Genomic DNA, 14,534 nt, shown 5'->3' with positions numbered 1-14,534 from the left:
ATAGACGCTGAGGTGAAGGGGGTCATTCCCACTCAATGGTCGCCGGCGGCTTGCTCGACACGTCATAAGTAACGCGCGAAATACCTTCGATCTCATTGATGATACGGCCGCTGACAGTCTCCAGCAGTTCGTACGGCAGGTGTGCCCAACGGGCGGTCATGAAGTCGATGGTTTCTACCGCACGCAGTGCCACGACCCAGGCGTAACGACGGCCATCACCGACCACGCCAACCGATTTCACCGGTTGGAATACCACGAAGGCCTGGCTGACCTTGTGGTACCAGTCGGCCTTGCGCAGTTCTTCGATGAAGATGTGGTCGGCACGACGCAGCAGGTCGGCGTATTCCTTCTTCACTTCGCCGAGGATGCGCACGCCCAGGCCCGGGCCCGGGAATGGGTGGCGGTAGACCATGTCATACGGCAGGCCCAGTTCCAGGCCCAGACGGCGGACTTCGTCCTTGAACAGTTCGCGCAGCGGTTCTACCAGCTTGAGGTTCATTTCCTCAGGCAGGCCACCCACGTTGTGGTGGGACTTGATCACGTGGGCCTTGCCGCTCTTGGCGCCAGCCGACTCGATCACGTCTGGGTAGATGGTGCCCTGGGCGAGGTACTTGATGTTGTCCAGGCTGGTGGCCTGGGCATCGAAAACGTCGATGAAGGTACGGCCAATGATCTTGCGCTTCTTCTCTGGGTCGGATTCGCCGGCCAGGTTGTTGAGGAACTGGTCCTCGGCGTTGGCGCGGATCACTTTGACGCCCATGTTCTCAGCAAACATGGCCATCACTTGCTCGCCTTCGTGCAGGCGCAGCAGGCCGTTGTCGACGAATACGCAGGTCAGTTGGTCGCCGATGGCTTTGTGCAGCAGCGCAGCAACCACCGAGGAGTCAACACCGCCGGACAGGCCGAGCAGCACGTTATCGGTACCAACCTGGGCGCGCACGTTGGCGATGGCGTCTTCAGCGATTTTCGACGGGGTCCACAGGGCTTCACAACCGCAGATGTCGAGGATAAAGCGCGACAGGATGCGCCCGCCTTGCTTGGTGTGGGTCACTTCTGGGTGGAACTGCACGCCGTAGTAGCCGCGCTCGTCGTTGAACATGCCGGCAATCGGGCAGCTCGGGGTGCTGGCCAGGATATGGAAGTCTTCCGGCATCTTGGTGACTTTGTCACCGTGGCTCATCCACACGTCGAGGCCGAACAGGCCGTCAGTGTCAACGTGGTCTTCGATGCCGTCCAGCAGGCGGCTCTTGCCGACCACATCCACACGGGCATAGCCGAATTCACGCAGTTCGGAGCCTTCGACCTTGCCGCCCAGTTGCTCGGCCATGGTCTGCATGCCGTAGCAGATGCCGAAGACCGGTACGCCCAGGTCAAATACGGCTTGTGGGCAGCGTGGGCTGTTGGCTTCGTGCACGGACTCGGGGCCACCGGCGAGGATGACGCCTTTTGGGGCGAATTCGCGAATCGCTTCGTCGTCCATGTCGAACGGATGCAGTTCGCAGTACACGCCGATTTCACGCACGCGGCGCGCGATCAGTTGGGTGTACTGGGAGCCGAAGTCGAGGATCAGGATGCGGTGGGCGTGAATGTCGAGGGCCATGAAGTCAGTCTCGTCTAATGAATCAGAAACAACTCGGGGCTGAAAGAACAGCCCCGGTTACTTAACGTTTTGCTGGAAGCCTCAACCTACGCGGTAGTTCGGCGCTTCCTTGGTGATCTGCACGTCGTGGACATGGGATTCAGCCATGCCGGCGCCGGTGATCCGTACGAACTCGGGCTTGGTGCGCATTTCTTCGATGTCGGCGCTGCCGGTGTAGCCCATCGAGGAACGCAAGCCGCCCATCAGTTGATGGATAATGGCGCTCAGGGTGCCCTTGTACGGCACACGGCCTTCGATGCCTTCCGGTACGAGCTTCTCGGCGCCTGCCGAGGAATCCTGGAAGTAACGGTCGGACGAGCCTTGGGCCTGGGACATGGCGCCCAGCGAACCCATGCCGCGGTAAGCCTTGTACGAACGGCCCTGGAACAGTTCGATCTCGCCCGGCGCTTCTTCGGTACCGGCGAACATCGAACCCATCATCACGCAGGAAGCACCGGCAACGATGGCCTTGGACAGGTCACCGGAAAAACGGATGCCGCCGTCGGCGATCAACGGTACGCCAGTGCCTTCAAGGGCAGCGGCGACATTGGCGATGGCGCTGATTTGCGGCACCCCTACACCTGCAACGATACGCGTGGTGCAGATCGAGCCTGGGCCGATACCGACCTTGACTGCGTCAGCGCCGGCTTCGGCCAGGGCCTTGGCGGCAGCGCCGGTGGCGATGTTGCCGCCGATCACCTGCACGTCAGGGAAGTTCTGCTTGACCCAGCGTACGCGGTCGATCACGCCTTTGGAGTGACCGTGGGCAGTGTCGACCACCACCACGTCAACACCGGCAGCGACCAGGGCCGCAACGCGGTCGCCGGTGTCTTTACCGGTACCAACGGCAGCGCCCACGCGCAGACGACCTTGATCGTCCTTGCTGGCCAGCGGGTAGGCCTTGGCTTTTTCGATGTCGTTGACGGTCATCATGCCCTTGAGGGCGAATTTGTCGTCGACGATCAGCACGCGCTCGATGCGGTGCTTGTGCAGCAGTTCACGCACATCGTTCTTGTCGGCGCCTTCCTTGACCGTGACCAGGCGCTCTTTGGGCGTCATCACTTCGCGGACGGTGACTTCAAGACGGTTTTCGAAACGCACGTCACGGGAAGTGACGATGCCAACCAGGTCGCCATCGTGCAGCACAGGAACACCGGAGATGTTGTGCAGGCGGGTCAGGTCGAACAAGTCACGCACGGTGGCGTCGGCTTCGATGGTGATCGGATCTTTCACCACACCGGCTTCGTAACGCTTGACCTTGCGCACTTCGGCAGCTTGCTGCTCGATGGTCATGTTCTTGTGGATGATGCCGATGCCGCCTTCCTGAGCCATGGCGATTGCCAAACGGGCTTCGGTGACGGTATCCATGGCAGCGGAAACCAGGGGAATATTCAGCTCGATGCCACGGGTTAGGCGGGTCTTGAGACTGACTTCGTTAGGAAGCACCTCGGAATAACCGGGCACTAGGAGAATGTCGTCGAATGTCAGAGCTTCTTGGCTGATACGCAGCATCGCGGGGGCTCCCGAGCGGGAAAATGGAAGCGCGCCATTATATACATGCACCCTGCCAGGCTCAATGTAAAACTCTGACAAACTTGGTAATACTGATAGATGGATAAACCACGCGGCTTTTCTGTAGGAGCGAGCTTGCTCGCGAAGAACGCCAGGGCGCCGCGTTACAAACAGACCGCCCGCATTATCGTTGACGATTTTCGCGAGCAAGCTCGCTCCTACAGTTCGACTTTGACCCAGCTGATTTTCTGGTCGAGCCAGTCGGCAAACTCGTCGATAAAGCTCTGCTTGAACCCCGCCTCCGCCCAGTTGTTGAAGATGAAGCCCAGGTTGGAGAAACCACACTCCTGCAGGAACAGGAAACCGTTGATGTCGTCCTCATGCCCACACAACGGGCAGGTGAAGTTATCGGTATGGCCGGGCATCCAGTCTTCCAGGCTTTCGAACAGTGCCTCGCCAACTTCCTTGCGGCACTCCGGGCAGCCGGCTTCTTCGAGAAAACCCTTGGCCGGGGTATAGATGCAGCGTTTGTAGATGATTTCCAGCCCGTTGACCGGCTCGTTGAACGGCAGCGCCTCGGGGTGCAGCACCACGGCACGCGCACCGTCGGCCAAGGCATAACCCATGCGGTTACCGGTACGGCCACAGGTGCTCAACTCTTCCTTGATGATGTTCTTGCGCACCAGCCAGCGCACGATGGCCCGGGCGCGGGGTTCGTGGACGGGCAAGGTGGAGACTTTCGGGACAAGGATGCTTTGGGAATTCATGGGAGTCCTGCGGTGTGGCGTCTGGCGCCTTCGCGAGCAAGCCCGCGAAGAGGCCCTGAAGGCTGGCAGCTTAATCCCTGCCCCACACAGGTCAAGTACTCAAGTACCGCCCAATCAAAGCTATGCCACTGGCCAGCACCAACCACGTCACCAGCCGCACAAACGCCTCGCGGGACATGCGCAGGGTCAACCGGCGCCCAAGCCACAGCCCCAAGGCCATCGCTGGCAGCAAACACACCGCCAACATCAGCAACGGCAATTCGGCATACACCCCGGCGATCAAAAACAAACTCAGGCGCACCACGGTGCTGGCGCTGATCAATGCACTTTGGGTCGCCCGGGCCGGGTCCTTGGGCAAACGGCTGTTGAGGTAGATCGCATATAAAAAGCCACCGCTACCAAACAAGGCCCCAAACAATCCACCCACCACCCCCATCGGCACCGCCCAGCCGGCAGCCAGGGCGGTGGGCTTGGCCTTTATCGCCAGGCTGTAGATGGCGTAGGTGCTGATAAACACGCCCATCAACAGCAACAACAGGTCCGAATGCAGGTTGAGCAAAAAGATCACGCCGAGGGTGCAGCCAATCGCCATGCACGGTAGCAACCGCAACAGCTCCGGCTTGACCACCTCCCGCCGCGATTGCAGAAGGTTGCCGAAGGCCGCGACAAAATCCAGCAACACCAGCAACGGGATGATCTTCGACAGCGGCATGAACACAATCAGGATCGGCCCGGCCACCAGCGCCGTGCCGAAGCCGGCGATGCCAAACACGATATAGGCCAGGGCAATCCCCAGGCCGATCACCAGCCAGTCAACACTGCTAAAAGACCACTGACTCATCAGTTCAACCAGGCTCATGACGTATTCCTTGTTCGAGATGGCCATCACTTTAGCCAAAGCGCTGGGTTGCGACTAATATCTTCAAAGCCCTCCACCTATCTCGAAAAGGCATGACTCGTGATTTCCACCCGGCAACTGCGTTATTTCGTTGAAATCGCTGAAAGCGGCAGCTTCAGCGCCGCCGCCGAGCGCCTGTTTGTCGCGCAATCGGCCCTCAGCCGACAGATCAAGGAGCTGGAAAACCTCCTGCAAACCCCGCTGTTCGAGCGCACCGCCCGCCAACCGAGGCTGACAGCCGCAGGCGAAGCGTTTTATCCACGAGCACGCAACCTGCTGGGCGAGTTGCACAAGGCCAGCGAGCTGGCGACCCAAGTGGGCCACGGCCAGCTTGGCACCCTGCGCCTGAGCCACTCCAGCACCGTGCCGATGAGCGGGCGCGTGCTGCGTGGGATCAGCGCCTGGCTGGAACAGTGCCCCGGTGTGTCGATGGATATCGTCAAGCTGTCCTCTGAGGCGCAGCTGGAAGACATTGCCGATGGGCGGCTGGAGGTTGGCCTGCTGCGCTTGCCGGTGCTGCGCCAGCGCGAAGGGGTACACATCATGCCTTTATATAAGGAGCCGCTGTTGCTGGCAGTCCCGCCCGCTCATCCTTTGACCCGACACTCATCGGCCATTGAACTGGCGCAATTGAAGGACGAGGCCTTTATCTCGATCCCGCATCCGCAACGCGGTGGCCTGAGCTATCTGTCAGCAGAGTTGTGCATGCGTGCCGGATTTTTCCCCAAGGCCGCGCGGGTGATGTCGCGCAAAACCACCCAGTTGCAATTGATTCAGGCCGGGTTTGGCATTGCCCTGCTGCCCGAGTCGATGCGCGACATAGCTCCAGCCAGCATTCACTTCCTCCCCCTGGCCGACCCCGATTGCCACAGCACCGTGGCCCTGGCCTGCGCGCAGGCGCCGAGCGCGTTGGTTGCGCAGTTCTGTCAAACACTGGGCGAATGCCTATAAACTGCCGCCCATGACTAAAGATCTCCTCCCATGATTAAAGACCCGTTTGCCCGCCTGGGCCTGGACCGCGAAGTCCTGACTGTCAGCCAGCTCAACGGCCGTGCGCGGGTGTTGCTCGAAGACGTGTTCACCAATATCTGGGTCGAAGGCGAGATCTCCAACCTCGCCCGCCCGGCCTCCGGTCATGTGTACTTCACCCTCAAGGACAGCGGCGCGCAGGTGCGTTGCGCGCTGTTTCGCAATAACGCCGCGCGGGTACGCCAGGCGCTCAAGGATGGCCTGGCGGTCAAGGTGCGCGGCAAGGTCTCGCTGTTCGAGGGCCGTGGCGACTACCAATTGATCCTCGACACCGTGGAGCCGGCCGGCGACGGTGCGCTGCGCCTGGCCTTCGATGCGCTGAAGGAAAAGCTCAGCGCCGAAGGCCTGTTCAGTGCCGAGCGCAAGGTGCCGCTGCCGGCCCACCCGCGACGGATCGGCATTATCAGCTCACCGACCGGCGCGGTTATTCGCGACATCATCAGCGTGTTCCAGCGCCGTGCACCGAACGTGCAACTGACCCTGATCCCCACCGCCGTGCAAGGCCGTGAAGCCGTCGCGCAGATTGTCCGCGCCCTCAAACTGGCGGATGCCCGTGGTTTTGATGCGCTGATCCTGGCCCGTGGTGGCGGCTCACTGGAAGACCTCTGGTGTTTCAACGAAGAAGCCGTGGCACGTGCCATTGATGCTTGCGTAACGCCCATCGTCAGTGCGGTCGGCCATGAGACCGATGTGTCCATCAGTGACTTCGTGGCCGACGTGCGCGCACCAACGCCCTCCGCCGCCGCCGAATTGCTGGCGCCGGACTCCAGCAACCTGGTGCGCCAGGTCGATAGCCTGCACCGGCGCCTGGTGATGCTGATGCGCAATCGCCTGGTCCATGACCGCCTGCGCCTGGAAGGCATGGCTCGGCGCCTGCGCCATCCCGGCGAGCGTTTGCGCCAGCAGGCACAGCGCCTGGACGACCTGGATATGCGCCTGCGTCGGGCTTTCGAGCGCAATCTCAACACCCGGCGCGAACGCCTGATCCGCCTGGAAACCCGCCTGGCCGGCCAGCATCCGGGGCGGCAACTGGCGCTGCTGCGCCAGCGCCTGGACAGTCTCGCCGAACGCCTGCCGCGGGCCATGCGCGAAGGCCTCAAGGCCCGGCGCCTGCAACTGCAAAGCCAGGTGCAAACCCTGCACGTCGTCAGCCCCCTGGCGACCCTGGGGCGCGGCTACAGCATTTTGCTGGATGAGCGCGGCCAAGCCATTCGCGATGCTGCGCAAACCCATACCGGCCAGCGCCTTACTGCGCGCCTGGGCGAAGGCCAGTTGCAGGTGCGGGTGGAAGACAACCACCTCACCCCTGTCACCCTCTCTTTACTGGATTGATTCATGCTGCGTATTTCAAGTTTGCTGATGCTGCTGTGCCTGACCTTCACCGCCCATGCCGACAGCTACATCACCCGCGTGCTGAACAAACCGGTGCCGGGTGGCGTGGCAGTGGTCGAACTGGGCGCTGCGGCCACACCACCGAAAGCGACCTATCAGGGCAAACCGGTGCTGGTGGTCAAGGAACAGGACAATTGGCTGGCCATCGTCGGCATCCCGCTGACCATCAAGCCGGGCAACCACCAGATCAGCAGCGGCGGGCGCAACCTGCCGTTCATCGTCGGCTTCAAGAAATACCCGGAGCAACGCATCACCCTGAAGAACAAAAGCCAGGTAAACCCAGCGCCCGCACAACTCAAGCGCATCGAAAGCGAATTGGCTGTGCAGATCAAGGCCTACCGCACCTTCAGCCCGAATATCCCGAGCAACCTGGTGCTGGACAAGCCGGTGAACGGGCCGCTGTCGAGCAAGTTCGGGGTACGCCGGTTCTTCAATGGCGAGGAGCGCAACCCGCATTCTGGCCTGGACTTTGCGGTGCCCGCAGGCACGCCGATCAAGACCCCGGCCAACGGCAAGGTGATCCTGATCGGCAACTACTTCTTTAACGGCAATACCGTGTTTGTCGACCATGGCCAGGGCTTTATCAGCATGTTCTGCCATATGTCGACGATTGATGTGAAGGTGGGCCAGCCATTGGTACGTGGGGCCGTGGTCGGCAAAGTCGGTTCGACGGGCCGAGCAACCGGGCCGCATATGCATTGGAATGTCAGCCTCAATGACGCTCGGGTCGACCCAGCGATTTTTATCGGGGCCTTCCAGCCTTAAACACCTGACCTCACATACTGCAAAACATGCCGCGGCATTAAGCGGCAGACCTCTACGCAGCAACCTGCCCCCCTCTCAACGAGCACTGCGCCGAATTCGGTGCAGTGCTCGGCCATGCTCTTACATTTTTTAAGGAACCCCCAGGGGTTGACTCATCACCCACTCCTCGAATTCCAGGGAAGACAACCTGCGCGCAAGGACACCTAAAGCAAGCCTTTTGGAGTTCCTTTGATGACTATCTCTGCACCTCAATCCATCGCGCCCCAACCGTTTCTTGCCCCGCCCCCCTCTGAAGAATCACCGCCGGCTCACCAGGCCAGCGATCCGGGCATCCCATCCGCAGTTACCAAGAGCCGCTCCTCCGTTAGGGGTCTGGACAATCTGTCAGTCAAGTCATCGGGCATAAGACCCGCTACCGCCCTGCGTAGCCCACTCTCGGACCACTTCAAGGTCGGCGACCAACAGTTACTGAGCGAACAGTACGCCACACTCGCGAACAACATGGCCGCACTGCAAGATCAACAACCCGGCTTCGCACATTTCCTGCAGGCACGGATAGCGCAAGCGTTTCCCAAACTGGCCCCTGTCGACCCGGACAGAATTTCCTTCAACCGATACCGTGGCGATACGTTGCTATCTTCAGAGCCCCTCATGAAGGCCCTCGGTAGGGCAATCAGGGAGATTCATGCCAATCCGGCCGAACGGTTTATCGAAGAGCCGGACGTCAGGGTCCAATTCACGACCCACCGCCACCGATACCCTCCAGGCCTCAGACTCACTGCACACCCTCGCCCGAGCTATTGCCAATGACTTTCCACGGGCACTCCTGGAATACTGGACAACACCCGGCCCGCCCAAAAGTCCACAGTCGCCCCTGGAACAACTGCTGTGGATGCACAAGCAACAACTGTCGACCCTGGCAGCCCTGCGTGTGATGGACGGTACACTGAGCCCGGCGAGTAAACAGTTGGTCGACAGCGCATTGCGCTACCCCACACTCGAAGAACGGGAAAGCAACCTGCCCACCGGAACAAGACCCGGCGTGTACCCCATCACCATTGATGATGGCAGCGAACACGGAGCGGCCTTCGCCGGTGCATTCATGATCACCAGCAACGATGGGGCATCGGCTGACACTCTGACATCACCGGGGAGCAACCGGACAATCACGCTCAACGAGCAGAACGGTCCCGTGGTGCTCTATACGCCCAGCGAAGGTTTCGAGGAGTTCGCAACGCCAGCACTGCTACGCCAAGCCTTGGTGCAACGACTTGACAGTGGCGGCCCCGGCGCCGAACTGCTGAGGCAAAGCCTGCCGCTGCCGGTGCAAAACCGCGCCTCACCGCCGACGGGAGATGATCTGATGCTCGGGGCCACCCCCCTGGCGGGGGATGTGCTGGCCGAAGGGATACCTTTGCTGCTCAAGCGCCAGGCGGCTGAAGTCGACACTGTCCTGACCAAGACCTTTACGTCTGACAACCCACCGGCCACCAACCCGTTACAGGATCCGAAGTTGATGGATGCCTTGGATGAAGCCGCAGACTGGTCAGCCCAAGTCGACGGCACCAACGCGATGCTCGTGCGGAACGAAAAGCTCGCCGAAAAAAAACAGCCGGACTGGTTGAGGAACCTCAGCCCCGCGCAAGAAACAATCTTTAATCACTTGGAAAGCAAAGAAGAAAAGAGTACCGCCAAACTTGCCTCTCTCATGGAAAAGATTCCAAGCCTGTCGAGCTTCTCCAGAACAAAAATGAATGGCGCCATCAAAGACGCCTACCCTCTGACAAATATGGATGCCGACCAATTGAAGGTAAAGGTGGTCACCCAAACACGTTTCCACCTCGGTCGTTCAGGTATTCCACAGCAACCCTCAACCACGACGACCTACCTGTCATTGAGCGACCTGGCCCTGAAGAACCCAACCCACTGGGAAACAGGCGAGAGCAACAAGCACACCAAAACCACCATGACTCTTCCGCTGCTGGACACCCAGGGCTCCCCCATCCTGGATAGTCAGGGGCTACCGGTCATTCTCGATATGCAACAACTCAAGACCCTGCTCAACGACGCAGATGTAGGCGGCGAATACACCAAGCTACTTGAGGGGCGCATGGCGACCGATGCAGAGTCCGGCCCCGCCGCAGACTTGCGCAATGCCTGGAAAGCCAACCACTCGGAGTTGATGGAGAAAGAAGCCTTCCTGGCGCAACTCAACCCTGATGGGTTCCAGGCTAAAGCCACCACGGATACCACCTCGAAGCGGGGTATGCAGTGGATTCAAACGATCCTTGATTATCCAGCCCCGACCAATCGCCCTCAGGTGGACGGGCAAAACATTGTCGCCAATACCCTGGCCCAACTTGGCCAGCCTGTGCGTGGCACGATGGTCATCGGCAACAACACCGATTCATCCCTGGTGCTCTACACCCCGGGGGCTCCTGATGGGTTGTCGTTCCGTGAGTTGCCCAACCTGGAGGCTTTGACGACGCTGTTGGATAAGAAAGAATGGAAGGCCTACACCGCCAGCAGGAAATCACCGATAGAAAAAAACGACTTCGAAAAAACCACGGAGTCGATAAAAAAGTTCTCCCAGAGTCTTGGTTCCGATTTCGTCGAACTAGCCCATGCGACCGGCAATATTGGCAAGCGTCACGCTGGCCTCGCCACCCTTACGCCGATACCTACGAATATCCACGATGAGATGTACAGCCAACTGTCACGCTTGCTGATCGACAAAGCCGACTTTCAATCAACCAGCAGCGCAGAAGTGGCCACCCAATCGACACGTAACAAAATTATGTTTGGCATCGAAGTGGCTACGATTTTCCTGGACTTGCTCCCGGTTATCGGCCGCGGCGTTTCTACCGTGGTCAAGTTCGGCAATCGGTTAGTCAAGGCCGCGCTGAAAACCATACGGACCCATGCCTGGCAATTGCCCGGCGGACTATTGAACAAAGGTGTCCGGGCCCAACTTTACGCGGACTTTACCACCCACGCCTCAGGCCTTCCCCACGTACCGAGCGCCCCCTTGCGCCCAGTCTTCAGCACGGTCTCAGCGCCAACTGTACGGGCACCGTCGACCAGATCGCTATCGATACCAGGAGAGTTTGCGCCCAAGCCACCTATCCCTCCCGTCGTCCCTTCAACGAGCGTGGGCATCCGGTTTTCCCAGGTTCTGCCCGACGCTCCCACCGCTATCCCCATGCGAGACCTCAGCGCCTACAGCGTCCCCGAAGAAGTCCTCAAGGACATCCAACCCAGAGCCGACGGCATTTATCAGGCCGGCGAAAACTGGTACATCCGCTTCACCGACAGCACTGGAATCAACAAGCCTTATCAAATTGATTCAGCGTTCAAGGCCAGATATGGCCAGGTGAATATTGTCGACCCCAATGCACCGCTGGATGCGCCGAAAACCATCAGAAATGTGGCGTTCATGCAATCGACAGAGAGCGGGGAATGGCGGTTGAGTCAATTGCCGGGAGGAAACAGGCGAAAACATACACCGCCACTTGATGAGTATATGGACCGCGTGATCAAGGGCGTTGCAGCCGGTGATTTTAATGGAAACCCCGCTGTTACCGGACAACTGCGGCGCTGGTTCAGGCGAGACATGGATGAGTTTTACGCCAGCCAGGCCTCGGGCCAGATGCCTGTACGCCCTCTGCTTCAACCACTGGGCACCAGTGACACACCCAAGAGCGTCATCCAGAGCACGCTGTCACAACCTGGCGTCAGGGGGCTGGTGTTCGGCGAAGTCCATGACGAACCGGTCGGTTTTCAGTTCCTGATCGATCAGATGCAGCACTTCAAAAATAACGGCGTCACTGTCATTTATCTGGAAAATGCGCCATTTCTGCAAGGCGCTCCCGGTTTTGGCTCCGGAGCCTATACCCCCGCTGATGCCGTGTACGCCTGGCCGCGATCTTATGAGCAGGCCTATACACCGAACAGCCCAACGTTCGCAGATGTCATCAAGGCCGCCGAGGCCCACGATATCAAGGTCATCGGCCTTGAACATCGTGAGTTGACCATGCATACAGACAACCTCAAATCCAGGATAAACAATGTACGTTTCACCGATGACCGTCTGGCAGAGTTCAACTATGCCGCCACGCAAATCATCAAGCAGACCCCGACTGGAGAAAAGTTCGTGGCACTGCTCGGTAAAGCGCATATCAACACTTATGACAATATTCCGGGTGTCTCTGAGTTGACGGGAGGCGTGGGAATTTCTCTCTCCCCGTCCATCAAAGGTACGACGAGCACAGTCAGCCACCCGCCCCATACCCCGCCGCCACCGCTGAAGATCATACGAGGCACCAGCATGCCGGAGCCTGTGGGAGATATTCATATCGACTACAACATCGACAAACTGACGCTCTAGCCGAAGACCGTCGTATTGGCAACGACCATGGGGTTTGAAAACCGCATGGTCTGCCGCCAAACCGATTGCGCACCTTAGAAATACAAAGCAATAAAAACAAACAAAGCAAAATATTCACACAATAAAATCTCGCTTATTTCATAAACGATGGAGTTTATCTCAATTTTTCCCAGCTGCTTGCCATCCTCCCTTCCCGCGGTTAGGGTTAAACCCATGAAAACCTCTCATACCCTCATTCAGCTTCGTCAGCACCGCAGCCTGTGCCTTGTCAGCGCACGACTGCCAGGCTGAATCGATCTGCCTCGTCCCCGATTTGCATCCCTAATAAACGCTTTCTGGCAGGCCGCCTCTTTTCGGCCCTACAACAAGGATTCTTCTGATGAGCATGCTCAAAGACCCGTCTTCGAAATACCGCGCATTCCCGACCATTGATATCCCGGACCGCACCTGGCCGTCGAAGACCATCACCAGCGCGCCGATCTGGTGCAGCTCCGATTTGCGTGATGGCAACCAGTCGCTGATCGAGCCCATGGATGCGGTGAAAAAACTGCGCTTCTGGAAAACCCTGGTCGCCGTCGGTGTGAAGGAAATCGAAGCCTCGTTCCCAGCCGCATCGCAAACCGACTTCGACTTCGTGCGCACCCTGATCGAAGACAACCACATCCCCGAGGACACCACCATCCAGGTGCTGACCCAGGGCCGTGAAGACTTGATCGCGCGTACGTTCGAATCCCTGCGCGGTGCCAAAAAGGCCATCGTGCATTTGTACAACGCCACCTCGCCGTCCTTCCGTCGTATCGTGTTCAACCAGGACAAGGACGGGATCAAGGCCATCGCGGTCGACGCCGCCAAGCTGTTCGTCAAATACGCTGCCCAGCAGCCGGAAACCCAGTGGACTTTCGAGTACTCGCCAGAGACCTTCAGCGCCACTGAGCTTGAGTTCGCCAAGGAAGTGTGTGACGCGGTGATCGAGGTGTGGAACCCGACGCCCGAGCACAAGATGATCCTCAACCTGCCGGCCACCGTGGAATGCGCCACGCCGAACATCTATGCCGACCAGATCGAATGGTTCGGTCGCCATATCAACCGTCGGGACAGCGTGATCATCAGCCTGCACACCCACAACGACCGTGGCACTGGCGTCGCCGCCACCGAGCTGGGCCTGATGGCGGGTGCCGACCGTGTCGAAGGCTGCCTGTTCGGCAACGGCGAGCGTACGGGTAACGTCGATCTCGTCACCGTGGCGCTGAACCTCTACACCCAGGGCGTAAACCCTGAGCTGGACTTCTCCGACATCGACGGCGTGCGCAAAGTGGTCGAGGAGTGCAACCAGATCCCGGTACACCCACGTCACCCGTATGTTGGCGACCTGGTCCACACCGCATTCTCCGGCTCCCACCAGGACGCGATCCGCAAGGGCTTCGCCCAGCAGAAACCGGATACCTTGTGGGAAGTGCCGTACCTGCCAATCGACCCGGCCGACATTGGCCGCAGCTACGAGGCGGTGATCCGCGTCAATAGCCAGTCGGGCAAGGGCGGTATCGCTTACCTGCTGGAACAGGAATATGGCATCAGCTTGCCACGCCGCATGCAGATCGAGTTCAGCCAGGTGGTACAGGCCGAAACCGACCGCGTAGGCCTGGAGATGACTGCCTCGCAGATCCACGCGCTGTTGCAGCGTGAATACCTGCAAGCCAATACCCCGTACGCGCTGGTCAGCCACCGCTTGCAGGAAGAAAACGGCAACAGCTCGGTAGAAGTTGAAGTCTCCGGCAAGGGCCAGGGCGAAACCAACCTGCGCTGGCACGGCAAGGGCAACGGCGCGCTGGAAGCGCTGGTAGCCGGCCTGCCGATTGGTGTCGAGATCATGGACTATAACGAACATGCAATCGGCGCGGGGACTAACGCCAAGGCCGCGGCCTACATCGAGCTGCGCGTGAATGGCGAGCGTCCGGTGCATGGCGTGGGGATCGATGAAAACATCACCACGGCCAGCTTCAAGGCGGTGTTCAGCGCGCTGAACCGCTCGTTGAGCCAGTTGGAAGCGAAAGCGGCGTAACAGCCTGCCGCAATGCAAAAGGCCCCTGGGTGAGAACCCAGGGGCCTTTTACTTTGGAGTGGTGGTTATGCTGATGGCCTCATCGC

General features: G+C 59.5%; 9 protein-coding genes. 5 read left to right on the top strand and 4 right to left on the bottom strand.

Features of this window, described 5'->3' with window-relative positions; all coding sequences use genetic code 11:
• Window positions 1-22: 22 nt before the first annotated feature.
• From guaA to FJD34_RS26390, 4 genes are all read right to left on the bottom strand, one after another.
• On the bottom strand, window positions 23-1,600 hold the full coding sequence (gene guaA / locus FJD34_RS26405) for a glutamine-hydrolyzing GMP synthase (RefSeq protein ID WP_032858282.1): 1,578 nt from the start codon (window positions 1,598-1,600) through the stop codon (window positions 23-25).
• 81 nt (window positions 1,601-1,681) lie between these two features.
• Window positions 1,682-3,151 carry an IMP dehydrogenase gene (guaB, locus tag FJD34_RS26400; RefSeq protein ID WP_003209646.1) on the bottom strand — a complete coding sequence of 490 codons (1,470 nt, stop codon included), beginning with the start codon at window positions 3,149-3,151 and terminating at the stop codon, window positions 1,682-1,684.
• A gap of 218 nt (window positions 3,152-3,369) precedes the next feature.
• Window positions 3,370-3,918 (bottom strand): sugar ABC transporter ATPase, encoded by a 549-nt coding sequence (locus FJD34_RS26395; RefSeq protein WP_090290549.1) that lies wholly within the window; start codon window positions 3,916-3,918, stop codon window positions 3,370-3,372.
• Window positions 3,919-4,009: 91 nt separating this feature from the next.
• On the bottom strand, window positions 4,010-4,777 hold the full coding sequence (locus tag FJD34_RS26390; protein WP_032858284.1) for a sulfite exporter TauE/SafE family protein: 768 nt from the start codon (window positions 4,775-4,777) through the stop codon (window positions 4,010-4,012).
• Window positions 4,778-4,876: 99 nt separating this feature from the next.
• Between FJD34_RS26390 and FJD34_RS26385 the strand changes: the two genes are divergently transcribed.
• From FJD34_RS26385 to leuA, 5 genes are all read left to right on the top strand, one after another.
• Window positions 4,877-5,767, top strand: coding sequence for a LysR family transcriptional regulator (locus tag FJD34_RS26385; RefSeq protein ID WP_032858285.1), 891 nt, complete (start codon window positions 4,877-4,879; stop codon window positions 5,765-5,767).
• 30 nt (window positions 5,768-5,797) lie between these two features.
• On the top strand, window positions 5,798-7,177 hold the full coding sequence (xseA, locus tag FJD34_RS26380) for an exodeoxyribonuclease VII large subunit (protein ID WP_032858286.1): 1,380 nt from the start codon (window positions 5,798-5,800) through the stop codon (window positions 7,175-7,177).
• A gap of 3 nt (window positions 7,178-7,180) precedes the next feature.
• A complete protein-coding gene (locus tag FJD34_RS26375; RefSeq protein ID WP_032858287.1) occupies window positions 7,181-8,002 on the top strand; it encodes a peptidoglycan DD-metalloendopeptidase family protein in 822 nt (273 codons plus the stop codon).
• A gap of 892 nt (window positions 8,003-8,894) precedes the next feature.
• Window positions 8,895-12,389 carry a membrane-targeted effector domain-containing toxin gene (locus tag FJD34_RS26370; RefSeq protein WP_090290547.1) on the top strand — a complete coding sequence of 1,165 codons (3,495 nt, stop codon included), beginning with the start codon at window positions 8,895-8,897 and terminating at the stop codon, window positions 12,387-12,389.
• 379 nt (window positions 12,390-12,768) lie between these two features.
• A complete protein-coding gene (leuA, locus tag FJD34_RS26360) occupies window positions 12,769-14,448 on the top strand; it encodes a 2-isopropylmalate synthase (protein WP_032858288.1) in 1,680 nt (559 codons plus the stop codon).
• Window positions 14,449-14,534: the final 86 nt, after the last annotated feature.

This window comes from Pseudomonas brenneri, from assembly GCF_007858285.1.
Taxonomy (GTDB): domain Bacteria; phylum Pseudomonadota; class Gammaproteobacteria; order Pseudomonadales; family Pseudomonadaceae; genus Aquipseudomonas; species Aquipseudomonas brenneri.
This window is presented reverse-complemented; position numbering and strand designations above follow the sequence as displayed.

Excerpts from the sequence above, each read along its gene's own strand:
- leuA (WP_032858288.1), top strand. The coding sequence starts at position 12,769 with ATGAGCATGCTCAAAGACCCGTCTTCGAAATACCGCGCATTCCCGACC.
- guaB (WP_003209646.1), bottom strand. The coding sequence starts at position 3,151 with ATGCTGCGTATCAGCCAAGAAGCTCTGACATTCGACGACATTCTCCTA.
- guaA (WP_032858282.1), bottom strand. The coding sequence starts at position 1,600 with ATGGCCCTCGACATTCACGCCCACCGCATCCTGATCCTCGACTTCGGC.
- FJD34_RS26370 (WP_090290547.1), top strand. The coding sequence starts at position 8,895 with ATGCACAAGCAACAACTGTCGACCCTGGCAGCCCTGCGTGTGATGGAC.
- FJD34_RS26395 (WP_090290549.1), bottom strand. The coding sequence starts at position 3,918 with ATGAATTCCCAAAGCATCCTTGTCCCGAAAGTCTCCACCTTGCCCGTC.
- FJD34_RS26390 (WP_032858284.1), bottom strand. The coding sequence starts at position 4,777 with ATGAGCCTGGTTGAACTGATGAGTCAGTGGTCTTTTAGCAGTGTTGAC.
- FJD34_RS26375 (WP_032858287.1), top strand. The coding sequence starts at position 7,181 with ATGCTGCGTATTTCAAGTTTGCTGATGCTGCTGTGCCTGACCTTCACC.
- xseA (WP_032858286.1), top strand. The coding sequence starts at position 5,798 with ATGATTAAAGACCCGTTTGCCCGCCTGGGCCTGGACCGCGAAGTCCTG.